20 protein-coding genes and 1 tRNA gene are annotated in these 22,661 nt (G+C 71.1%); 20 read left to right on the forward strand and 1 reads right to left on the reverse strand.

What is annotated here, in order from left to right:
• The first annotated feature begins 67 nt into the window (after positions 1–67).
• From AC1Z4A_RS22320 to AC1Z4A_RS22340, 5 genes are all read left to right on the forward strand, one after another.
• On the forward strand, positions 68–979 hold the full coding sequence (locus AC1Z4A_RS22320) for a bifunctional DNA primase/polymerase (protein ID WP_483681454.1): 912 nt from the start codon (positions 68–70) through the stop codon (positions 977–979).
• Positions 976–1,320, forward strand: a complete 345-nt coding sequence (locus AC1Z4A_RS22325) for a hypothetical protein (protein ID WP_483681456.1) — start codon at positions 976–978, stop codon at positions 1,318–1,320. The genes AC1Z4A_RS22320 and AC1Z4A_RS22325 overlap by 4 nt, the downstream gene beginning before the upstream one ends.
• A gap of 56 nt (positions 1,321–1,376) precedes the next feature.
• The gene (locus AC1Z4A_RS22330) at positions 1,377–2,861 is read left to right on the forward strand and encodes a YfjI family protein (protein WP_483683682.1); all 1,485 of its coding nucleotides are present in this window, start codon (positions 1,377–1,379) and stop codon (positions 2,859–2,861) included.
• A gap of 307 nt (positions 2,862–3,168) precedes the next feature.
• Complete coding sequence (locus AC1Z4A_RS22335; protein ID WP_483681458.1) at positions 3,169–3,360, forward strand: helix-turn-helix transcriptional regulator; 192 nt, start codon at positions 3,169–3,171, stop codon at positions 3,358–3,360.
• Complete coding sequence (locus tag AC1Z4A_RS22340; protein WP_483681461.1) at positions 3,357–4,826, forward strand: tyrosine-type recombinase/integrase; 1,470 nt, start codon at positions 3,357–3,359, stop codon at positions 4,824–4,826. Before AC1Z4A_RS22335 ends, AC1Z4A_RS22340 begins: the two co-directional genes overlap by 4 nt.
• A gap of 173 nt (positions 4,827–4,999) precedes the next feature.
• Here the strand turns inward: AC1Z4A_RS22340 and AC1Z4A_RS22345 are convergent.
• Positions 5,000–5,071 (reverse strand) — tRNA-Arg (locus tag AC1Z4A_RS22345).
• Positions 5,072–5,257: 186 nt separating this feature from the next.
• On the opposite strand from AC1Z4A_RS22345, the gene AC1Z4A_RS22350 reads away from it, so the two are divergent.
• The 15 genes from AC1Z4A_RS22350 (at position 5,258) to AC1Z4A_RS22420 (ending at position 22,584) form a co-directional block, all read left to right on the forward strand.
• Complete coding sequence (locus tag AC1Z4A_RS22350; RefSeq protein ID WP_483683683.1) at positions 5,258–5,701, forward strand: response regulator; 444 nt, start codon at positions 5,258–5,260, stop codon at positions 5,699–5,701.
• 44 nt (positions 5,702–5,745) lie between these two features.
• Positions 5,746–6,561: an ArgS-related anticodon-binding protein NrtL gene (nrtL, locus tag AC1Z4A_RS22355; protein ID WP_483681463.1), complete on the forward strand. Its 816-nt coding sequence runs from the start codon at positions 5,746–5,748 to the stop codon at positions 6,559–6,561.
• 14 nt (positions 6,562–6,575) lie between these two features.
• On the forward strand, positions 6,576–7,970 hold the full coding sequence (gene lysA / locus AC1Z4A_RS22360; RefSeq protein WP_483681465.1) for a diaminopimelate decarboxylase: 1,395 nt from the start codon (positions 6,576–6,578) through the stop codon (positions 7,968–7,970).
• Between the two features lie 98 nt (positions 7,971–8,068).
• Positions 8,069–9,361, forward strand: a complete 1,293-nt coding sequence (locus tag AC1Z4A_RS22365) for a homoserine dehydrogenase (protein WP_483683684.1) — start codon at positions 8,069–8,071, stop codon at positions 9,359–9,361.
• Positions 9,362–9,409: 48 nt separating this feature from the next.
• Positions 9,410–10,504, forward strand: coding sequence for a threonine synthase (thrC, locus tag AC1Z4A_RS22370; RefSeq protein ID WP_483681467.1), 1,095 nt, complete (start codon positions 9,410–9,412; stop codon positions 10,502–10,504).
• Positions 10,505–10,849: 345 nt separating this feature from the next.
• Positions 10,850–11,764, forward strand: a complete 915-nt coding sequence (thrB, locus tag AC1Z4A_RS22375) for a homoserine kinase (RefSeq protein WP_483681469.1) — start codon at positions 10,850–10,852, stop codon at positions 11,762–11,764.
• A 420-nt stretch (positions 11,765–12,184) separates the two neighbouring features.
• On the forward strand, positions 12,185–14,191 hold the full coding sequence (gene rho, locus AC1Z4A_RS22380) for a transcription termination factor Rho (protein ID WP_483681471.1): 2,007 nt from the start codon (positions 12,185–12,187) through the stop codon (positions 14,189–14,191).
• Between the two features lie 385 nt (positions 14,192–14,576).
• Positions 14,577–15,689 carry an LCP family protein gene (locus tag AC1Z4A_RS22385; RefSeq protein WP_483681473.1) on the forward strand — a complete coding sequence of 371 codons (1,113 nt, stop codon included), beginning with the start codon at positions 14,577–14,579 and terminating at the stop codon, positions 15,687–15,689.
• Between the two features lie 155 nt (positions 15,690–15,844).
• Positions 15,845–16,069 carry a 50S ribosomal protein L31 gene (gene rpmE / locus AC1Z4A_RS22390; RefSeq protein ID WP_483681475.1) on the forward strand — a complete coding sequence of 75 codons (225 nt, stop codon included), beginning with the start codon at positions 15,845–15,847 and terminating at the stop codon, positions 16,067–16,069.
• A 128-nt stretch (positions 16,070–16,197) separates the two neighbouring features.
• The gene (prfA, locus tag AC1Z4A_RS22395; RefSeq protein WP_483681477.1) at positions 16,198–17,277 is read left to right on the forward strand and encodes a peptide chain release factor 1; all 1,080 of its coding nucleotides are present in this window, start codon (positions 16,198–16,200) and stop codon (positions 17,275–17,277) included.
• Between the two features lie 131 nt (positions 17,278–17,408).
• Complete coding sequence (gene prmC, locus AC1Z4A_RS22400; protein WP_483681479.1) at positions 17,409–18,254, forward strand: peptide chain release factor N(5)-glutamine methyltransferase; 846 nt, start codon at positions 17,409–17,411, stop codon at positions 18,252–18,254.
• A gap of 80 nt (positions 18,255–18,334) precedes the next feature.
• Positions 18,335–18,982, forward strand: a complete 648-nt coding sequence (locus AC1Z4A_RS22405) for an L-threonylcarbamoyladenylate synthase (protein ID WP_483681481.1) — start codon at positions 18,335–18,337, stop codon at positions 18,980–18,982.
• On the forward strand, positions 18,979–19,632 hold the full coding sequence (locus AC1Z4A_RS22410; RefSeq protein ID WP_483681483.1) for an arsenate reductase/protein-tyrosine-phosphatase family protein: 654 nt from the start codon (positions 18,979–18,981) through the stop codon (positions 19,630–19,632). The genes AC1Z4A_RS22405 and AC1Z4A_RS22410 overlap by 4 nt, the downstream gene beginning before the upstream one ends.
• 200 nt (positions 19,633–19,832) lie before the next feature.
• Positions 19,833–21,158: a serine hydroxymethyltransferase gene (locus AC1Z4A_RS22415; protein WP_483681485.1), complete on the forward strand. Its 1,326-nt coding sequence runs from the start codon at positions 19,833–19,835 to the stop codon at positions 21,156–21,158.
• A 100-nt stretch (positions 21,159–21,258) separates the two neighbouring features.
• The gene (locus tag AC1Z4A_RS22420) at positions 21,259–22,584 is read left to right on the forward strand and encodes an MraY family glycosyltransferase (RefSeq protein WP_483683685.1); all 1,326 of its coding nucleotides are present in this window, start codon (positions 21,259–21,261) and stop codon (positions 22,582–22,584) included.
• Positions 22,585–22,661: the final 77 nt, after the last annotated feature.

A 22,661-nucleotide genomic window follows, 5' to 3' on the forward strand; every position in this document is an offset into this window, starting at 1 on the left:
CTCTCGCCAAAGACCGCGACCGCCCCGGCTCTCCGTCCCTGCTCACAGAACAGGAGACCCCACCAGCATGACCCAACTCCCCGACACCTGGCGAGCCCCCGCCCACACCATGGCCGATCCCCTGCCCACCGCGCTGGAACTCGCCCACGCGGGCATCCCCGTGCTGCCCTTGCGCGAGGGCAAGGTGCCCTTCGGTAACTGCCGCGCGTGCAGGCGCAGCGCCTGCGGCGGGCGGCCCCACATGAAGAGCGCGGGCACCTGCCAGTGCCCATTGGTGTGCCACGGCTGGGCCGCCGCTACCACCGACCCCACCGTGATCGCCTCCCCCGCATGGGCCCCGGCATGGCGGCAGGCCGTGGCCGTCGCCTACCACCCCGCCGGAGCCGGGCTCACCGTCGTCGACCTGGACAACACCTACGCCGTGACGTGGGCCCGGGAATCCTTGCCGCCCACCCGCACGGTGCCGACCACCCGCGGGGAGCACTGGATCTACCGGGGCACCATGCCATCGGCCAACTCGGTCCGGCCCGGCGTCGACATCAAATCGCGCATGGCCTACGCCCGCTGGCTCGGGCACGGCACCGGCACCGTCGTGGACCTGCCACCGGCCGTCCGCGCCCTGGCCGTAAGGGAAGAGGCCACCCCCGCGCGCGGAGCGGTGGCTTCTTCAACCCCCATGCGCGCCGTCTGGGACAAGAGCGTGGCCAGCGGGTGCAGGCACACCGAGACCTACATCCGCACCGGCCTCGACCGCGGCCTGGCCAAGGTGCGCAGCCACACCGAAACCGGCGCCAGCTCGCAAGCCTTCGGAGTGGCCAAGTTCCTGGCCGCCCAGCACGTGCAGTGCCCTGGGCCGTGCGGCCTGGACGCCATCGGCCAGCAGATCATCGCCGCCACCGTCTCCGTCGGCGTCCCCGAGCCATACGCACACCGAGCCGTCACCAACGGACTCGACGCCGGCACAGGGCAGACCTCATGACCGACCCCGCCGAAGACCCGTCGACGGCCGACTCCGCCAACAGTGCGCCACCAACGGCTCCGCCGTGCGGCCAGGAGAAGGCCGCCCGTCAGGGCGTCCTTTCAGCTCTTCACCCCACGGCAGAGCCGCACGCGGACATCGTCAGTGTCACCGGCATAAAGCCCGGTCTGCAGATCCGCATGACGGGCGTCCCCATCGCGGATTGGCTCTGCGCCTGCGGGCACCACGAACGCGCCCGCGGCCGCACCGCCGTCGCGGAACTCACCGACCGTGCCCAGCCCGGCGCCTGCCCGCACCACCCGGACCCCGCCGTCCCTGCTGAAGGGAGGAACGCCGCGTGACCGCCCAGCCTGAGACCGACCTGTGGGCGGGGTTCAACGCCATCGCCGCCGAGGAGATGACCGGGCCCGTCTGGGATGACCCGGTCCCTCTCGGCTTCCGCCCGGACCTGCCCGCCTTCCCTGTCGATGCCCTGCCCGACTGGCTGGCCGACATGGTGGCCGCGGTCGCCGAGGAGACCCAGACCCCGGCCGACCTCGCCGGATGCCTGGCCCTCGCCGTCATCGCCACCGCCGCTGGTGGTCGGGCCGTCGTCTGTATACGGGGACGCTGGCGCGAGCCGGTCAACATCTACACGGCGGTCGCCCTCGACCCTGGCAACCGCAAGTCCGCCGTGTTCTCCCTGATGACCGAACCGCTCATGGCTGCGGAGAAAGCACTCGTGGAACTCTCCGGACCCGTGAGGGCGGAGGCCGAGACCACCGCACGCTTGGCCAAGGCGGCTGCCGACAAGGCCGCGGCCAAGGCCGCGAACGCCGACCCGAGCATGCGCGATCAGCTCACTGCCGACGCCGTCGCCCTGGCACAGGCCGCCGAGGACATCATGGTGCCGTTCAAGCCACAGCTCGTGGCCGACGACGTCACCCCCGAAAATCTCGCCACCCTCCTCGCCGAGCAGGAAGGGCGGATCTCCGTGCTCTCCCCGGAAGGCGGCATCTTCGACATCATCGCCGGACGCTACAGCGGCGCCCCCAATATGGAAGTGTTCCTCAAGGGGCACGCGGGCGACATGGTCCGGGTCAACCGCCAGGGCCGCGACGCCCAGCACATCGAACGCCCCGCCGTCACCATGGGCCTAGCGGTTCAGCCTGAAGTGCTGGAGTCCATCGGGCAGATCAAGGGCGCGGATGGCCGCGGGCTCCTCGCCCGCTTCCTCTACGCCCAGCCCGAGTCCCTCGTCGGCAGACGCAACCTCACCCCCGGCCTCATCCCCGACGACGTCGCCGACGCCTACGCCCGCCGCCTCGGCGGCCTGGCCATGGCCATGAACGGCTGGACGGATCCCGCCCTGTTGACCCTGACCCTCGAGGCCGACGCGGTCCTGCTCGCCTACCAGAAGGTCACCGAGTCCCGGATCGGCAAGGGCGGACCGCTCGCCGCGATCGTCAAGTGGGCTAGCAAGCGCGACGGGGCCGTGGCCCGCATCGCCGGTCTGCTCCACTTGGCCACCCACCCGGACAACGGCTGGACTCGCCCGATCGAGGCCACCACCCTCGCTGGCGCAACCCGCCTCGGCGACTACTTCACCGCCCACGCCCAGCACGTTTTCGACGCGATGGGTGCCGATCCCGCCCAGGAAGCCGCCCACCAGGTCCTCACCCACCTCCGGGACACCCGGTCGACGGCCTTCACCAAGCGGGAACTGTTCCGGCAACTCTCCCGCGGCTACTTCCCCGCGATCGCCGACCTCGACCCCGCCCTCGCCCTGCTTGAGGAACACGGCTGGGTCCGCCAGCAGCCCCCACCCCCACGCACGGGACGCGGCGGCCGGCCCCCCTCTCCCCGCTACGAAACCCACCCCCGCCTCACCCGGGGCACCTGACACAACCCCCGCCGGACTGACAGAACTGACACAACCTCCGGAGAGGTCCTATGACCTGCAAGAACAGCTGAATCGGCTGCTGTGACAAAACCTCCGGAAACTCTGACAGAACCCAACCCGCCCCCAACGGGCCCCGCCGTGACAGAACTGCCTCCCACGAGGTTCTGTCAGAGTTTCCGCGAGTTCTGTCACGACCGAATCTGAACCCAAAACAGCAGGTCACAGCCCTGCAAGCCAGGTTCTGTCAGTTCTGTCAGCGATCCCGGCCCATGTGCCACAACAACCGTGTGACGAAGGAGCCGAAGCCGTGGCCAAGGTCCGAGACGAGATGTTGACCATCCCCCAAGTGATCGAAGAGATCGGCGTCCCACGAGCAACGTTCTACCGCTGGCGGCAGCTCAGGAAAGGCCCCAAGGCAATCAAGCTCCCCAACGGCTCGGTTCGTATCCGGCGCTCCGAATTGGAGCGTTGGATCGCAACTCGAGAGGAAAGCGCGTGAACCAACGCAAGACCAGTGAGACCTCGGGCGCCCGCAATGGCGGGCGCCCGCCCGAGCCTGAGACATCTCCCACCCTTTCCACCGATGTACGGGTGTGGAAGGTGAACACGGTAAGAAGTAAAAAGGCTCCCTACCAGCTTCGTTGGACAGTCGCGGGCCGTGTAAAAACCGCCAGCTTCACCACGAATGCGCTCGCAGTGAGCCGCCGCTCGGAGCTGTGGCAGGCCATGCGTCGTGGTGAGGCATTCGATGTGAAAACGGGCCTGCCCGAGTCCGAACTCAGGGCCATCGCAGCGAAGGAGAACACCAGCCCCGACCCCTCATGGTGGGAGTTCTCCCGCGAGTACATGGCGGCGCGGTGGCGTACTACCGCGGCAAAGACGCGCGAGGGGATTGCCGACAGCCTTGCCACGGTCGCCCTCGCCATGATGGGCGAGGACGCCAAGGCGCCCACACCGGACGAGGTGCGGTTGGCCATACGCTGGGCTGTCGTACCGGCTCACAAGGACAAAGAGCCCCCGCTCGAGCTGCAGACCGCCTGCACCTGGCTTGCCAGCCACTCCTTACGCCTGTCGGCCCTCGCGGAGCCAAAGGTGCTCCGGGATGTCCAGTACCGGCTCTCCTTCAAGCTGGACGACACCCCGGCTGCCAGGGAGACGTACAGACGTCGTCGCCGTGGCTTCAACACCGCTATGGAATACGCCATCGAGTCCGGCTATCTCGATGGCAATCCCCTTTCGGGAATGAAAAAGTCCGGGTCTCGGGGCGGTGACGCAGTGGACCCACGCGTTCTGGTGAACGCCACGCAAGGAATCCAGCTCCTTACCTCCGTCTCCTATGTGGGGTCGGTTCATCGCAACCGTGGACGTCGGCTTGTTGCCTTTTTCGGCTGCCAGCTTTATGCGGCGCTCCGGCCCGCGGAAGCAGTCGGGCTTCGGGAAGATGACTGCTACCTGCCCGAGAAGGGATGGGGCACCCTTACCCTCCGCGAGACGCGCCCGGTATCCGGCAAGAAATGGACCGATTCGGGTAAGCGTCACGACAAGCGGGGACTCAAGTCCCGTGAAGCCGGGACAGACAGACCCGTGCCGATTCCGCCGCCGCTGGTTGCCATGCTCCGGGAGCACATCAGGGAGTTCGGCACGGCCAAGGATGGCCGGCTCTTCGCCAACGAGCGTGGGGGAGTGCTGGGCACCTCCAGCTACTGGCGTGTCTGGCAAGAGGCGCGGCCCATCGCGCTGCCTCCGGACAAGGTGGCCTCGCCGCTCGCCCACCGACCGTACGACCTGCGGCACACCTGCATCACCAACTGGCTGAACGCCGGTGTACCGGTGGCCGAGGTCGCCCGCCGTGCGGGCAACTCGCCGGAGGTCATCCACCGCCGCTACGAGGGATGCATCGACGGGCACGAGGAGCTGAACAACAAGAAGATCGAGAGGGAAATGGGGTGGGGCGAGGAACCCTGAGGAAGGAAAGGCAGGGCTCGGTGGGGCTTGGTCGCCCGTCGGAGGCTCACTCGCCACTCACTCGCGACCAGCGATAGAGAACGACAAAGGGCCGGACTCAGTGGGACTGAGTCCGGCCCTTTGGTCACGGCACTTACGCAGGTCAGCGGACTAACGTGCTGGTTTCTGCGAAGTGCCCCCGGCAGGATTCGAACCTGCGCACACGGCTCCGGAGGCCGTTGCTCTATCCCCTGAGCTACGGGGGCGTGTCGTCCGGTTCGCTCTCGCTCGCGGCGACGGATAGAACACTACCAGCTCCCGGGGGGGTGTCCGGCACCCGGTGATCGAAAACGGCGGCGGGGGCGGTCGGGGAAGCTCGCTCGCACGGGGTGGAAGTGGGCAAAACCCGGACGCAGAGAGGGGAGCGCACCTACTCTCGGGGTGTGCCTGGCTTGCCCGGCCGGGTCCTCGTTGTCGACGACAACAAGGTCATCCGGCAGTTGATCAGGGTCAACCTCGAGCTCGAAGGCTTCGAGGTCGTGACCGCGGCCGATGGTGCCGAGTGCCTGGAGATCGTGCACCGGGTGCGCCCCGACGTGGTGACGCTGGACGTCGTGATGCCCCGGCTCGACGGGCTGCTCACCGCCGCCCGGCTGCGGGCCGACGCACGGACGCGGCACATCCCCGTAGCGATCATCAGCGCCTGCACCCGGCTGGAAATGGACAGCGGACGGTCGGTCGGGGTGGATGCCTTCCTGGCGAAGCCCTTCGAGCCGGCGGAGATGGTGCGGCTCGTCCGGAGACTCGCCCGGCGGGGCATCGGGGAGGACGGCGAGGGGCTGCCCGGGGCCGTGACCCCGGGGGATGCCGAAACGGTCGTGCGTCCCGCAGGGTGAAACCGGCTCGCAGAAGGCACCCCCTTCTCCCCTAGGCTTGCCCTGTGACCCCCGCCGATCTCACCCGCACCGTGTTGCACGCCGTGCGCAGCGCCGTCGAGGCCGAGGAGCTGCCCGCGGCCGAGCCGACGCGGGTCACCGTGCGGGTGCCGCCCCGGCCGGGGTGCGGGGACTACGCCACCAACGTCGCCCTGCGGCTGGCCAAGGACACCGGGCGCCCCGCCCGGGAGATCGCCGAGGTGCTGCGGCGGCGGCTCGTCCGCCGGCCCGGCATCGCCCGCGTCGACATCGCCGGGCCCGGGTTCCTGAACATCACCCTCGAAGGCACCTCCCAGCGGGAGATCGTCCGCGAGGCGCTGCGCGCGCAGCCGCACCCGGACGCCTTCGACCTGCGGCCCGCGCCCGAATCGCTCGCCCGGCTCGGCTCCGACGCCGCCCGGTGGAGCCTCCTCTGCCCCCCCGGCCTCGACCGGGACCTGCTGCTCGTCCAGCGCGAGGCCAACCCCCTCTTCCGCGTCCGGTACGCCCACGCCCGTACCCGGGCCCTGCTGCGCAACGCCCGCGACCTGGGCTTCGAGCCCGCCCCGGGCGATCTCGACGAGCACGCGGCCGGGCTGCTCGCCGCCCTCGCCGACCACCCCCGCATCTCGGCCGCCCGCGCCGCCGAGCGCCTCGCCCGGCACCTGGAGCGGACCGCCGACGCATTCCTGCGGTGGCAGGCCGAATGTCCCGTGCTGCCCCGCGGGGACGAGAAACCCTCGGCCGTCCACCGAGCCCGCCTGGCCCTCGCCGAGGCCACGGGCAAGGTGCTGGCCGACGGCCTGACCCAGCTCGGCATCACCGCACCCGCACGTCTTTGAGGGGATCGCCACTCATGAGCCGCTCCGCCCACCCCGCCGGGCCCCGCTACGCCGACGTCCTGCCCGAGGGCCACTACTCGCCACCGCCCGCCGACCTCAACGCCCTCGACCCGCGGGTGTGGGCCCGCACGGTCACCCGGGACGCGGACGGCGTGATCACCGTCGGCGGCCGGAAGGCCACCGACCTCGCCGCCGAGTTCGGCACCCCCGCCTACTTCCTCGACGAGAGCGACTTCCGCGCCCGCTGCCGCGCCTGGCGCGAGGCGTTCGGCACGGAAGCGGACGTCTTCTACGCCGGCAAGGCGTTCCTCTCCCGCGCCGTCGTGCGCTGGCTCACCGAGGAGGGGCTCAACCTCGACGTGTGCTCCGGCGGGGAGCTGGCCACCGCCCTCGCCGCGGGCATGCCCGCCGAGCGCATCGCGCTGCACGGCAACAACAAGTCCACCGAGGAGATCACCCGGGCCGTGGAGGCGGGCGTCGGGCGGATCGTCGTCGACTCCTTCCAGGAGATCGTGCGCGTCGCCCACATCGCCGAGCGGCTGGGCAAGCGGCAGCGCGTCCAGATCCGGGTGACCGTGGGCGTCGAGGCGCACACCCACGAGTTCATCGCCACGGCCCACGAGGACCAGAAGTTCGGCATCCCGCTCGCGGGCGGGCAGGCCGCCGAGGCCGTGCGCCGGGCGCTCAAGCTGGACGGGCTCGAGCTGGTCGGCGTCCACTCCCACATCGGCTCGCAGATCTTCGACACCTCCGGCTTCGAGGTCGCCGCGCACCGGGTCGTCGGGCTGCTCGCCCAGGTCCGCGACGAGCACGGCGTCGAGCTGCCCGAGATCGACCTCGGCGGCGGCCTCGGCATCGCCTACACCTCCGACGACGACCCGCGCGAGCCGCACGAGATCGCGACGGCCCTGCGCGCCATCGTCACCCGCGAGTGTGCGGCGGCCGGCCTGGCCGTCCCCCGCATCTCCGTCGAGCCGGGGCGCGCGATCGTCGGCCCGACCGCCTTCACGCTGTACGAGGTGGGCACGGTCAAGGAGCTGGCGGGCCTGCGGACGTACGTCAGCGTCGACGGCGGCATGTCGGACAACATCCGCACCGCGCTGTACGACGCGGAGTACTCCGTCGCGCTGGCCTCCCGCGCCTCCACCGCCGAGCCGGTGCTGGTCCGCGTGGTCGGCAAGCACTGCGAGTCCGGCGACATCGTGGTGCGCGACGCCTTCCTGCCCTCCGACACGGCCCCCGGCGACCTGCTCGCCGTGCCCGCCACCGGCGCCTACTGCCGCTCGATGGCGAGCAACTACAACCACGCGCTGCGCCCGCCGGTCGTCGCCGTGCAGGAGAACGGCGAGGCGCGAGTGATCGTCCGACGCGAAACGGAAGAAGACCTTCTTCGTCTCGACGTCGGCTGACCGAAACACAGATCTCGGATACTGGACCCGGGGAAGGAATTCCCCGGCCGGTGAGTGAGACTGTTGTCCACCGTAGATGCATGAGGAAACGAGGTCGGATGATGCGTACGCGTCCGCTGAAGGTGGCGCTGCTGGGCTGTGGAGTGGTCGGCTCTGAGGTGACGCGCATCATGACGACGCACGCGGACGACCTCGCCCAGCGCGTCGGGGCCCCCGTGGAGCTGGCCGGCATCGCGGTCCGCCGCACCGGCCGGGTACGGGCCGGGGTGCCCGAGGAGCTGATCACCACCGATGCCACCGCGCTGGTCAAACGCGGCGACATCGACGTGGTCGTCGAGGTCATCGGTGGCATCGAGCCGGCCCGCAGCCTGATCACCACCGCCTTCGAGCACGGCGCGAGCGTGGTCTCCGCCAACAAGGCGCTGCTCGCCCAGGACGGTGCCGCCCTGCACGCCGCCGCCGAGCAGCACGGGGTGGACCTCTACTACGAGGCCGCCGTCGCGGGTGCGATCCCGCTGATCCGGCCGCTGCGCGAGTCCATGGCGGGTGACAAGGTCAACCGGGTGCTCGGCATCGTGAACGGCACGACCAACTTCATCCTCGACAAGATGGACACGAGCGGCGCCGGCTACTCCGAGGCGCTCGACGAGGCCACCGCGCTCGGCTACGCCGAGGCCGACCCGACCGCCGACGTCGAGGGCTTCGACGCCGCCGCCAAGGCCGCGATCCTGGCCGGCATCGCCTTCCACACCCGGGTGCGCCTCGACGACGTCCATCGTGAGGGCATGACCGAGGTCACCGCCGCGGACTTCGCTTCCGCGAAGCAGATGGGCTGCACCATCAAGCTGCTGGCCATCTGCGAGCGGGCCGAGGACGGGAAGTCGGTCACCGCCCGCGTGCACCCGGCGATGATTCCGCTCAGCCACCCGCTGGCCTCCGTGCGCGAGGCGTACAACGCGGTGTTCGTGGAGGCCGACGCGGCCGGCCAGCTGATGTTCTACGGGCCCGGCGCGGGCGGCTCGCCGACCGCCTCCGCCGTCCTCGGCGACCTCGTCGCGGTCTGCCGGAACAAGCTCGCCGAGTCCACCGGACCCGGTGAATCCGCTTACGCCAGGCTGCCGGTGAGCCCGATGGGCGACGTGGTGACGCGCTATCACATCAGCCTCGACGTGGCCGACAAGCCCGGTGTGCTGGCCCAGGTCGCCACGGTCTTCGCCGAGCACGGGGTGTCCATCGACACCGTCCGTCAGCAGGGCAAGGACGGTGACGCCGCCCTGGTCGTGGTCACCCACCGGGCCACCGACGCGGCGCTCTCGGCCACGGTCGGCGCGCTGCGCAAGCTGGAGACCGTCCGCGGGGTCGCCAGCATCATGCGGGTCGAGGGCGAGTAGTCGGTAGTCGAGTAAGGCGATCAAGGCGATCGAGGAGAAACGAAAGCAATGTCTGCCAACAACGGCCGCCAGGCGCCCGGCGCCCGCACCCACCAGTGGCGCGGCATCATCGAGGAGTACCGCGACCGCCTGCCGGTGACGGCCGACACCCCGGTGGTGACCCTGCGCGAGGGCGGCACGCCGCTCGTGCCCGCCCAGGTGCTCTCCGAGCGCACCGGCTGCGAGGTCCACCTCAAGGTGGAGGGTGCCAACCCGACGGGGTCCTTCAAGGACCGCGGTATGACCATGGCCATCACCCGGGCGAAGGAAGAAGGCGCACGGGCGGTCATCTGCGCCTCCACGGGCAACACCTCCGCCTCCGCCGCGGCCTATGCCGTACGGGCCGGCATGGTCTGCGCCGTGCTGGTGCCCCAGGGGAAGATCGCGCTCGGCAAGATGGGCCAGGCGCTGATCCACGGTGCGCGGATCCTCCAGGTCGACGGAAACTTCGACGACTGCCTGACGCTTGCGCGCGGACTGTCCGAGAACTACCCCGTGGCGCTGGTCAATTCGGTCAATCCGGTACGCATCGAGGGGCAGAAGACCGCCGCCTTCGAGATCGTCGACGCGCTCGGCGACGCTCCCGACATCCATGTGCTGCCGGTGGGCAACGCGGGCAACATCACCGCCTACTGGCGGGGCTACCGCGAGTACGCGGCCGACGGCCTCTCCTCGCACAACCCCCGGATGTGGGGCTTCCAGGCCGCGGGCTCGGCGCCGATCGTGCGCGGCGAGCCGGTGAAGGAGCCGCACACCATCGCGACCGCGATCCGCATCGGCAACCCCGCGTCGTGGCAGTACGCGGAGCAGGCGCGGGACGAGTCCGGCGGCCTCATCGACGAGGTGACCGACCGCCAGATCCTGGCCGCGTACCGGCTGTTGGCCGCTCAGGAGGGCGTCTTCGTGGAGCCCGCCTCGGCGGCGAGCGTCGCGGGCCTGCTCAAGGCGGCGGAGCTGGGGCTGGTGGACCCGGGGCAGCGGATCGTCTGCACGGTCACGGGCAACGGGCTCAAGGACCCGGACTGGGCGGTGGCGGGGACGCCGCAGCCGGTGACGGTGCCGGTGGATGCGGGCATTGCGGCGCAGCGGCTGGGCTTGGCGTAGGGGGTTTTCCCCACCCCGCCCCTTCCCGAAAGTCCTCAAACGCCGGACGGGCTGAAAATCAGCCCGTCCGGCGTTTGAGGACCGGGGGTCCGGGGGCGGAGCCCCCGGTTTCGGGGAGGGGCGGGATCGGGGAAAACACCCCCAAACCCCGCTAACCGCAGGCGACACGCGTCGTGCGCCCCAGTGCGCCCTATGTCGCCACAGAACCTTCCTTCGATAGGCTGTGCATCACACCGCCCCGCCGCTGACCGCCGCCGCCCCCCACGCGGCGGAGCCGTCGCGGCCCTTGCGGAAATCGCACGTCACGCCACCATCCACGGCCACACCAAGGAGAGTCATCGAGCGATGGCCGGTCCCGCCTTCCGCGCCGCCGCCGTCCGCGTGCGCACCCCCGCCACCAGCGCCAATCTCGGCCCCGGTTTCGACGCCTTCGGTCTGTCCCTGGGGCTCTACGACGACGTCGTGGTCCGGGTGGCCGATTCGGGGCTGCACGTGGACATTGCCGGCGAGGGTACTGACACCCTGCCGCGCGACGAGAGCCATCTGCTCGTACGGTCCCTGCGCACCACCTTCGACCTGCTCGGCGGCCAGCCGCGCGGCCTGGAGGTCGTCTGCGCGAACCGCATCCCGCACGGCCGGGGCCTGGGCTCCTCCTCCGCCGCGATCTGCGCGGGCATCCTCGCCGCCCGCGCGGTGACCATAGGCGGGGCCGAGAAGCTCGACGAGGCGGCCATGCTGGAGCTGGCCACCGAGATCGAGGGGCACCCCGACAACGTCGCCGCCTGCCTGCTGGGCGGCTTCACCCTGGCCTGGATGGAGTCGGGGGTCGCGCGGGCCATTCGTATGGACCCCGCGGATTCCATCGTTCCGGTGGTCTTCGTGCCGTCCAGACCCGTCCTGACCGAAACCGCGCGCGGGCTGTTGCCGCGCAGCGTCCCCCATGTGGACGCGGCCGCCAACGCCGGGCGCGCGGCGCTGCTCGTCGAGGCCCTGACCAGGCGCCCCGAGCTGCTGCTGCCGGCCACCGAGGACCGGCTCCACCAGGAGTACCGCTCTCCGGCGATGCCGGAGAGCGTGGCCCTGGTCAACCGACTGCGGGCGGACGGCGTGCCCGCAGTCATCTCCGGCGCGGGCCCCACGGTGCTCGCGCTGGTCGAGGACAGTGCGGCCGACAAGGTCGCACGGCTGGCGGGCGAGGGATGGGCGGCCAACCGGCTGTCCCTCGACGCCGGGGGGACGAGCGTGCTGCCGCTCGCCTGACCAGTGGTGTCCGGGGTACGGCCCCGGGCCCACGAAAAACGCGGTTGCCGTTCTTTGAGAGGGGGAATGTTTGTGGGATCCGGTAGTGTTAACCTCAAGTCTGCACCCGAAGCCACATCGGCTCGGTGCGCTGTGTCCCGATCAGGGACCGCTTTTCTTCCGGGAGCCTCCCAAACTGCCTGAGCAGCCTGCCTGAGCAGATATGAGCACGCTCCGGAATCGGCGTGGGCGACATGAGTGAAGCGTTATGTCGTGCCCTTCCTTCTGTTTCTTCACGCCGGAACCAATGAATTGATTCTTCCGCCGTAACTCCGGCGGACCACCGCCCCGGCCCGGTCCGCACACCAGGACCGCAGCCGGACAGCACAACCGGTCGCCGAGCCAGACAGGCCGACGCCCGCTCCAGGGAAGGACCCCTTCGTGAGCGACACCACCGATCTGATGGGCGTGACCGCCGACACTCCCGTCGGCAATGCCTCCGCGCCCGCCACGGACGCTCCCGCCGCGCCTGCCACCGGTGCCACCGCCCCCAAGCGGCGCCGCTCGGGCACGGGCCTCGACGCCATGGTCCTGGCCGAGCTCCAGCAGCTCGCCTCCAGCCTCGGCATCAAGGGCACCGCGCGGATGCGCAAAGGCCAGCTGATCGAGGTCATCAAGGAGAAGCAGGCCGGCGGCGCGCCCGCCAAGGCCGAGCAGGCCCCGGCCGCGTCCGAGGCCGCCGAGACCAAGCCCAAGCGCCGCACGACCTCCCGGACCCGTACGGGTGAGGCCGCTGCCGCGAAGGCCGCCGACAAGGCCGCCCAGCAGCAGATCGAGATCCCGGGTCAGCCGGGTGCCGACGAGGCCCCGGCCGGCGAGCGCCGCCGCCGTCGCGCCACCGCGCCCGCCGGCAGCCCCGAGGCGCCCGCCGCCGAGGCCCGCGCCGAGGTCAAGACCGAGGTGCGCACCGAGGAGCGCGCCGAAGCCAAGGGCGAGGCGGCGCTGGACACCGCCGAGGGCAAGGCCGCCAAGGGCGGCGAGCGCCAGGACCGCGGGGACCGTGGTGAGCGCGGCCAGAAGGGCGAGCGCCGTGAGCGCGGCCAGCGCGACCGCGACCGCCGCGGCAACCGCGAGGGCGAGGCCGGCCAGCAGGGCGGCCAGGGCCGGCAGCAGCGGGACAACCGCCCGCAGGACGACGGCTTCGACGACGAGGGCGGCCGCCGCGGCCGCCGTGGCCGCTACCGCGACCGCCGTGGCCGCCGTGGCCGCGACGAGTTCGCGGGCGAGCCGCAGGTCTCCGAGGACGACGTCCTGATCCCCGTCGCGGGCATCCTGGACATCCTCGACAACTACGCCTTCATCCGGACCTCCGGCTACCTCCCGGGCCCGAACGACGTCTACGTCTCCCTCGCCCAGGTCCGCAAGAACGGCCTGCGCAAGGGTGACCACGTCACCGGCGCGGTCCGGCAGCCGAAGGACGGCGAGCGGCGCGAGAAGTTCAACGCCCTCGTGCGTCTGGACTCGGTGAACGGCATGGCGCCCGAAACCGGCCGCGGCCGCCCGGAGTTCAACAAGCTCACCCCGCTCTACCCGCAGGACCGCCTGCGGTTGGAGAGCGACCCGGGTGTGCTGACGACCCGGATCATCGATCTGGTCGCCCCCATCGGCAAGGGCCAGCGCGGTCTGATCGTGGCCCCGCCGAAGACCGGCAAGACCATGATCATGCAGGCGATCGCCAACGCGATCACCATCAACAACCCCGAGTGCCACCTGATGGTCGTCCTCGTCGACGAGCGTCCGGAAGAGGTCACCGACATGCAGCGGTCGGTCAAGGGCGAGGTCATCTCCTCGACCTTCGACCGCCCGGCCGAGGACCACACCACGGTCGCGGAGCTGGCCATCGAGCGCGCCAAGCGCCTGGTGGAGCTGGGCCACGACGTCGTCGTCCTGCTGGACTCGATCACCCGCCTGGGCCGCGCCTACAACCTGGCCGCCCCGGCCTCGGGCCGCATCCTGTCCGGTGGTGTCGACTCGACCGCGCTGTACCCGCCGAAGAAGTTCTTCGGTGCCGCGCGGAACATCGAGGACGGCGGCTCGCTGACCATCCTGGCCACCGCGCTGGTCGAGACCGGCTCGCGCATGGACGAGGTGATCTTCGAGGAGTTCAAGGGCACCGGCAACATGGAGCTCAAGCTCGACCGGAAGCTCGCCGACAAGCGCATCTTCCCGGCCGTGGACGTGGACGCCTCCGGCACCCGCAAGGAGGAGATCCTCCTCAGCGGCGAGGAGCTGAACATCGTCTGGAAGCTCCGCCGGGTGCTGCACGCGCTGGACTCGCAGCAGGCCATCGAGCTGCTCCTCGACAAGATGAAGCAGACGAAGTCCAACGCGGAGTTCCTGATGCAGATCGCGAAGACCACGCCCGCCCCGGGCAACGGCAACGACTGATCCGCGGCACACACCGCACCACCGGCAGCCTCCCCGTCACGTGAGTGGCGGGGAGGCTGCCGTTTTTGCGGGCTGCGCCCCTCTTGCGCCCCCCTTGCCCCCGGCCGTGATCTTTCGCCGCCCAGATCGTGATCTTCCTGTGACAATCTGAGATTTGCGCCACAGCCGGTGTCGACCGGGCCAGCCCGGATCCCCGCCTTCCGATCGGTCGAAACCGCAGGTCGGAGGGGATGAGCGGGCCGTGCGCGTACTGCATCGGGCGTGGATTTTCTAAGACCTTCCTCAGAAACCGCTGTGCAACCCTGTCGCAGACTTCCCCGTCAACCAGCAGGGGGCGCCGGAGACGCAGAGGGCTCCGGGGACACAGCGAAGGACTGAGGAGCGCATGGCCGACGACAGCAGGAGCACGCAGGCGGATACGCGCCGTCGCCGTGCCGGCGGGAAAGGCCGTCGTCGCAAGCCCCCGGTCCGCCGCAAGGGCCGAATAGCCCTCTGGAGCGCCGGCGCCCTGGTGCTGATCGCCGGCACGGGCGCCGGGGTCCTCTACTACAAGCTCAACGGCAACCTCACCAGCGTCGACATCAACGCGGCCCTGGGCAAGAACCGGCCGGAGAATGTCGACAACGGCTCGATGGACATCCTCGTCCTCGGCTCCGACTCGCGGGCCGGCGACAACGGCAAGTACGGCCGCGACGAGGGCAGCTCCCGCTCCGACACGGCGATGATCGTGCACGTCTACGCGGGTCACAAGGAGGCCAGTGTCGTCAGCATCCCGCGCGACACCATGGTCTCCCGCCCCGAGTGCACCGCGCCTTCCGGCAAGACCGTCCCCGCGGTCAAGCGGGAGCAGTTCAACGAGGCGTACTCGATCGGCGGCGCGGTCTGCGCGGTCAAGACCGTCGAGGCGATGACCAACATCCGCATGGACCACTACCTGGAGGTCGACTTCGCCGGCTTCCAGAAGCTGATCGACAAGCTGGGCGGGGTGGAGGTCACCACCACCAAGCCGATCAACGACAAGTGGAGCCACCTCAACCTCCCCGCGGGCACCCACAAGCTCGACGGCGAGCAGTCCCTCGGCCTCGTCCGCACCCGGCACGGTGTCGGCGACGGCAGCGACCTGGGCCGGATCAAGCTCCAGCAGGCGTTCATCAAGGCGCTGATCAACCAGGTGAAGTCCATCGGCCTGTTCACCAGCCCCACCAAGCTCTACGGGATCGCGGACGCCGCCACCAAGTCGCTGACCACCGACAAGGACCTCGCCTCGGTCGACAAGCTCTACGGCTTCGCCAACAGCCTCAAGGGCATCGGCGCCGACGACATGCACATGGTGACGCTCCCGGTCGGCCCCGACCCCCTGGACAAGGACCGGGTGGTCCCGCTCAAGGCCGCGACGGACCAGCTCTGGCAGGCCCTCCACGACGACAAGCCGGTCCCGGAGACCGCCCTCAAGGCGGGCGACGGTGCCAAGACCGAGGCCGACGACGTCGTCAGGTAGGCCCTAGGCCGCCCGCCGGAAGCCCGGGAATAACGGGCAGCGGCACCCCGTTTTGGGGGATGCGGCCAGTACTGGCAAACTGGTACGTCGGCCCCGGTTCACGTAAGGCAATCCCGCCTCTACGACCCGGTGCCCTCCCGAACCTAGGAGAACCCTTGAAGCGCGACATCCACCCGGAGTACGTGGAGACCCAGGTCAGCTGCACCTGCGGCGCCTCCTTCACCACGCGTAGCACCATCGCCGACGGCACCATCCGTGCCGAGGTCTGCTCCGCGTGCCACCCGTTCTACACGGGCAAGCAGAAGATCCTCGACACCGGTGGCCGTGTGGCGCGGTTCGAGGCCCGCTTCGGCAAGAACGCCGGGTCGGCCAAGAAGTAGCGACCCGCAGGCGCCGGTCCTCGGTCGCCCAGTCACGGCTGGGCGACCGGACCGGCGCTTTGTCGTCCAGCAGCCCCACGACACCGCGGGCGCGCAGGCCCGTCACTTCCAGCAGCTAGGGAAACACGATGTTCGAGGCAGTCGAGGAACTGATCGGTGAGCACGCCGACCTCGAGAAGCGGCTCGCCGACCCCGCCGTGCACGCGGACCAGGCGAACGCCCGCAAGCTCAACAAGCGCTACGCCGAGCTGACCCCGATCGTCGGGACCTACCGCGCCTGGAAGCAGGCCGCCGACGACATCGAGACCGCGCGCGAGTTCGCCGCGGCCGACCCGGACTTCGCCGCCGAGGCCAAGGACCTGGAGAAGCACCGCGAAGAGCTGACCGAGAAGCTCCGCCTGCTGCTCGTCCCGCGCGACCCCAGCGACGACAAGGACGTCATCCTGGAGATCAAGGCGGGCGCGGGCGGCGACGAGTCCGCGCTCTTCGCCGGCGACCTGCTGCGCATGTATCTGCGCTACGCCGAGCGCGTCGGCTGGAAGACCGAGATCATCGATTCCACCGACTCCGAGCTGGGCGGCTACAAGGACGTCCAGGTCGCGATCAAGACCAAGGGCGGCAACGGCGCCACCGAGCCCGGCCAGGGCGTCTGGGCCCGGATGAAGTACGAGGGCGGTGTGCACCGTGTCCAGCGGGTGCCCGCCACCGAGTCGCAGGGCCGCATCCACACCTCCGCCGCCGGCGTGCTCGTCACGCCCGAGGCGGAGGAGGTCGAGGTCGAGATCAACATGAACGACCTGCGGATCGACGTCTACCGCTCGTCCGGCCCCGGCGGCCAGTCCGTGAACACCACCGACTCCGCGGTGCGCATCACCCACCTGCCGACTGGTGTCGTCGCCTCCTGCCAGAACGAGAAGAGCCAGCTCCAGAACAAGGAGCAGGCCCTGCGCATCCTGCGCTCCCGGCTGCTGGCCGCGGCGCAGGAGAAGGCCGAGGCCGAGGCCGCGGACGCGCGCCGCAGCCAGGTCCGCACGGTCGACCGCTCCGAGAAGATCCGGACCTACAACTTCCCGGAGAACCGCATTTCGGACCACCGGGTCGGCTTCAAGGCGTACAACTTGGACCAGGTGCTCGACGGCGAGCTGGATGCGGTCATCCAGGCATGCGTCGACGCCGACTCCGCCGCGAAGCTCGCGGCCACGGGCTGACCCGCCCGACCGACTGGAAGACTGCTGTTGCACGGCGTACGGCGTGCCCCCGGATGCCGGACGGACCCCGCTGCGGGACCGGCCCGGGGGCCGCGGGCGGCCGGTCGCGACGACGACGCGAGAGGATCAACGTGAACCTGCTGCTCGCAGAGGTGGCGCAGGCCACTCAGCGGCTGGCCGACGCCGGCGTACCCTCTCCGCGCTTCGACGCGGAGGAGCTGGCCGCCTTCGTGCACGGCGTCAAGCGGGGTGAGCTGCACAACGTCAAGGACGCCGACTTCGACGCCCGCTACTGGGAGGCCGTCGCACGCCGCGAGGCGCGCGAGCCGCTCCAGCACATCACCGGCCGCGCCTTCTTCCGCTACCTGGAACTCCAGGTGGGCCCCGGCGTCTTCGTGCCCCGGCCCGAGACCGAGTCGGTCGTCGGCTGGGCCATAGACGCCGTCCGGGCCATGGACGTCGTCGAACCGCTCATCGTCGACCTGTGCACCGGCTCCGGGGCCATCGCCCTCGCCCTCGCCCAGGAGGTGCCGCGCTCCCGCGTGCACGCCGTGGAGCTGGACGAGACGGCCTTCGGCTGGGCCCGCAAGAACGTCGCCGGCTCCCGGGTGGAGCTGCACCACGGCGACGCCCTCACCGCCCTGCCCGAGCTGGACGGCCAGGTCGACCTGGTGATCTCCAACCCGCCGTACATCCCGCTCACCGAGTGGGAGTACGTCGCCCCCGAGGCCCGCGACCACGACCCCGAGCTGGCGCTGTTCTCCGGCGAGGACGGTCTGGACACCATCCGCGGCCTGGAGCGCACCGCGCACCGCCTGCTGCGCCCGGGCGGCGTCGTCGTCATCGAGCACGCCGACACCCAGGGCGGCCAGGTGCCGTGGATCTTCACCGAGGAGCGGGGCTGGGCCGACGCGGCCGACCACCCCGACCTGAACAACCGCCCGCGCTTCGCGACCGCCCGCAAGGCCATGCCGTGACGGCCGCCGACCCGCACCAGGCCGATCGGTCCCGGACCGATCGTTTCCAGACAGAGGCACAGCCCGAGGAGGTCCGTTAAATGGCACGGCGTTACGACTGCAGCGACGCGACCGACCGCAAGACCGGCCTGCGCGAGGCCGCGGCCGCGGTCCGCCGCGGCGAGCTGGTCGTGCTGCCCACCGACACCGTCTACGGCATCGGTGCGGACGCCTTCAGCAGCCAGGCCGTCGGCGACCTCCTCCAGGCCAAGGGCCGCGGCCGGGGCATGCCCACGCCTGTCCTCGTCGGCTCCCCGAACACCCTGCACGGGCTCGTCACGGACTTCTCCGAGCAGGCCTGGGAGCTGGTCGACGCCTTCTGGCCCGGCGCGCTGACCCTCGTCGCCAAGCACCAGCCGTCGCTGACCTGGGACCTCGGCGAGACCCGGGGCACCGTCGCGGTGCGCATGCCGCTGCACCCGGTCGCCATCGAGCTGCTCACCGAGTTCGGCCCCATGGCCGTCTCCAGCGCCAACCTCACCGGCCATCCCGCCCCGCAGACCTGCGACGCCGCCCAGGAGATGCTGGGCGACTCCGTCTCCGTCTACCTCGACGGCGGCCCCACCCCGGCCGACGTGCCGTCCTCCATCGTGGACGTCACCGGCAAGGTGCCCGTCCTGCTGCGCGCCGGCGCCATCAGCGCCGAGCAGCTCCGCGAGGTGGTACCCGACCTCGAGGTGGCGAATTGATCGCCACGCAGGGGCGTGGCATAGCGGGACCGGAACCCTCCAGCGACGTTTTCCGCATCCTCCACGTCAGCACCGGCAACGTCTGCCGCTCGCCCATCACCGAGCGGCTGACCCGGCACGCCCTCACCCGCCGCCTCGGCGACCCGTACGCGGGCGGCCTGGTGGTGGAGAGCGCGGGCACCTGGGGCCACGAGGGCGCGCCCATGGAGGCGCACGCCGCGACGGTCCTGACGGACTTCGGGGCCGATCCGCACGGCTTCATCGGCCGGGAGCTGCTGGACGAGCACGTCATCCGCGCCGACCTCGTGCTGACCGCCACCCGCGACCACCGCGCCCAGGTCATCTCCATGGGCCACTCCGCGGGGCTGCGCACCTTCACCCTGAAGGAGTTCACCCGGCTGGTGCGGGCCATAGACCCCGCGACGCTGCCGGACCCGGAGCGGGTCGGCGGGGTGGTCGAGCGCGCCCGCGCCCTGGTGCAGGCCGCCGCGGCGCTGCGCGGCTGGCTGCTGGCCCCGAACCCGGAGGCCGACGAGGTCCACGACCCGTACGGCGCCCCGATCACCTTCTTCCGCTCCATCGGCGACGAGATCAACCAGGCGCTCGACCCCGTCGTGACGGCGCTCACCGGCGTATCCTCCCGGGCCTGAGGGCCCGTCCCGGGCGCCGCGCCGGGAGGGGCGGACCGAAGCCGGACAGCGGCAAATGGCTCCATATCGGGCGTATGGGGAGTGGCGGGCCTACATTGGTGCTGAGACACCCGAGACACCGCACCGCACCGCCGCACAGCGCAGCACACCGCCCCGCGTCGTCCCCCTGCGTCATCGCACCGCACAGCCCGGAGTCCGCGATGCCCGTCAGCCCAGCGCCCCCGCGCGGTACCGGCACGCCGGCCCGTGCCCGTACCGCCCGCACCACCCGGCCGCCGGGGCCGCACGCCGCCTGGGAGCCGGGGTTCACCTCGCTGCTGCGGCAGGACCCCGAGATCGCCGGCCTGCTCCTCGGCGAGACCGAGCGCCAGTCCACCGGCCTCCAGCTCATCGCCGCCGAGAACTTCGCCTCGCCCGCCGTCCTCGCCGCCCTGGGCTCCCCACTGACCAACAAGTACGCCGAGGGCTACCCGGGCGCCCGGCACCACGGCGGCTGCGAGATGGTCGACCTCGCCGAGCGCATCGCCCTCGACCGCGCCAAGGCCCTCTTCGGGGCCGAGCACGCCAACGTCCAGCCGCACTCCGGCACCGCCGCCGTGCTGGCCGCCTACGCCGCGCTGCTGAGCCCCGGCGACACCGTGCTCGCCATGGCCCTCCGGCAGGGCGGCCACCTCACCCACGGCTCCCCGGCGAACTTCTCGGGCCGCTGGTTCGACTTCGTCGGCTACGGCGTGCGCGAGGACACCGGCCTCATCGACTACGCGCAGGTGCGCGCCCTGGCCCGCGAGCACCGGCCCAAGGCCGTCGTCTGCGGCTCGATCTCCTACCCCCGGCACCCCGACTACGCCGCCTTCCGCGAGATCGCCGACGAGGTCGGCGCCCATCTGATCGTGGACGCCGCCCACCCCATAGGGCTGATCGCCGGGGGAGCGGCGCCCAGCCCCGTCCCGTACGCCGACGTGGTCTGCGCGACCACGCACAAGGTGCTGCGCGGGCCGCGCGGCGGGCTGATCCTGTGCGGCAGCCGGCTGGCCGAGCGGGTGGACCGGGCGGTGTTCCCGTTCACGCAGGGCGGCGCCCAGATGCACACGATCGCGGCCAAGGCCGTCGCCTTCGGCGAGGCCGCGACCCCGGCCTTCGTCGCGTACGCCCACCAGGTCGTGGCCAACGCCCGCACGCTTGCCGCCGCCCTGGCCGCCGAGGGGCTCCTGGTGGCCACGGGAGGGACGGACACGCACCTGGTGACCGTCGACGTCTCCCCGCTCGCCCTGGACGCCGTCACGGCCCGCGGGCGGCTCGCCGCCGCGGCGATCGTCCTGGACACCTGCGGGCTCGCCCACGGCAGCGCGCGGGGGCTGCGGATGGGCACGGCGGCGGTCACCACCCAGGGCATGGGCGAGGCCGAGATGCACGAGGTGGGCCGGATGATGGGCCGCGTGCTGCGCGGCGCCGTCAGTGCGGGCGAGGCCCGGGTCGCGGTCGCCGAGCTGGCCGGAAAGTTCCCGCCCTATCGATCCCACATGTGATCATTTGCAACCGCCGGGGGGTGGCGGGCGTCTACTCCCGCGTTCACGGTTTGGGGGCCGACGAGAATATGGTGTGGGGCTGTGATGTCCAGCGCGATCCCTGGGGCAGCCCGTGCGTGAATACCTGCTGACGTTGTGCGTCACCGCGGCGGTCACCTACCTGCTGACGGGACCGGTGCGGAAATTCGCGATCGTGGCCGGCGCGATGCCGGAGATCCGCGCGCGGGACGTGCACCGTGAGCCCACCCCGCGGCTCGGCGGCATCGCGATGTTCGGCGGGCTGTGCGCGGGGCTGCTGGTGGCGGCCCACCTGTCCAACCTGAAGGCCGTCTTCCAGCTCTCCAACGAGCCGCGCGCGCTGCTCTCCGGCGCCGGGCTGATCTGGCTGCTGGGGGTGCTGGACGACAAGTGGGGCGTGGACGCCCTGGTGAAGCTGGGCGGCCAGATGATCGCCGCCGGCGTGATGGTGCTCCAGGGCCTGACGATCCTCTTCATCCCGATCCCCGGCGTGGGCACGGTCTCGCTGACGCCCATGCAGGGCACGCTGCTGACGGTCGCGCTGGTGGTGATCACCATCAACGCGGTGAACTTCGTCGACGGCCTGGACGGCCTGGCGGCCGGCATGGTCTGCATCGCGGCCGCCGCGTTCTTCATGTACGCCTACCGGATGTGGTTCGGGCACGGCCTGGAGGCGGCCGCCCCCGCGACCCTCTTCGCGGCCGTCCTGATGGGCATGTGCCTGGGCTTCCTGCCGCACAACATGCACCCCGCCCGGATCTTCATGGGCGACTCGGGCTCGATGCTCATCGGGCTGGTGCTGGCGGCGGGCGCGATCTCCATCACCGGGCAGGTCGACCCGGACGCGCTCAAGCTGTGGGCGGGATCCGAGCGGGCCGCCGTGCATGCCACGGTGCCGGTGTACATCCCGCTGCTGCTGCCGCTGACGGTGATCGCGGTGCCGGTCGCGGACCTGCTGCTGGCGATCGTGCGGCGCACCTGGAAGGGGCAGTCGCCGTTCGCCGCCGACCGCGGCCACCTGCACCACCGGCTGCTGGAACTCGGCCACTCGCACAGCCGCGCCGTGCTGATCATGTACTTCTGGTCGGGGCTCATCGCCTTCGGCACCGTCGCCTACTCCGTGAACTCGGCGAGCGTGTGGATCCTGCTGCTGATCACCGCACTGAGCGCGGTGGGCCTGGTGCTGCTGCTGATGCCCCGCTTCACCCCGCGCGCCCCCCGCTGGGCCGAGCGCTTCGTGCCGCCCCGCTACCGCCGCAAGGTCGTCGAGGCCCCTGCGGAAGCGCCCGCCGCGGCCGGTGCGGACGAGCGCGGCCGGGAGGCCGTGCCGGCCGGGCTGCACGGCGCGACGGCCATCGGCGACCGCTCGCGCTTCGCGCAGGGCCGGGAGATCGGCACCCGTCAGTAGGCGGCGCGGCAGTGGGCGAGAGACGAAAATCCGGACCGCTCTAGCAGAGAAATCGGCCCTGCGTCAGCCTTATGACC

Source organism: Streptomyces sp. 17_S59, from assembly GCF_056930295.1.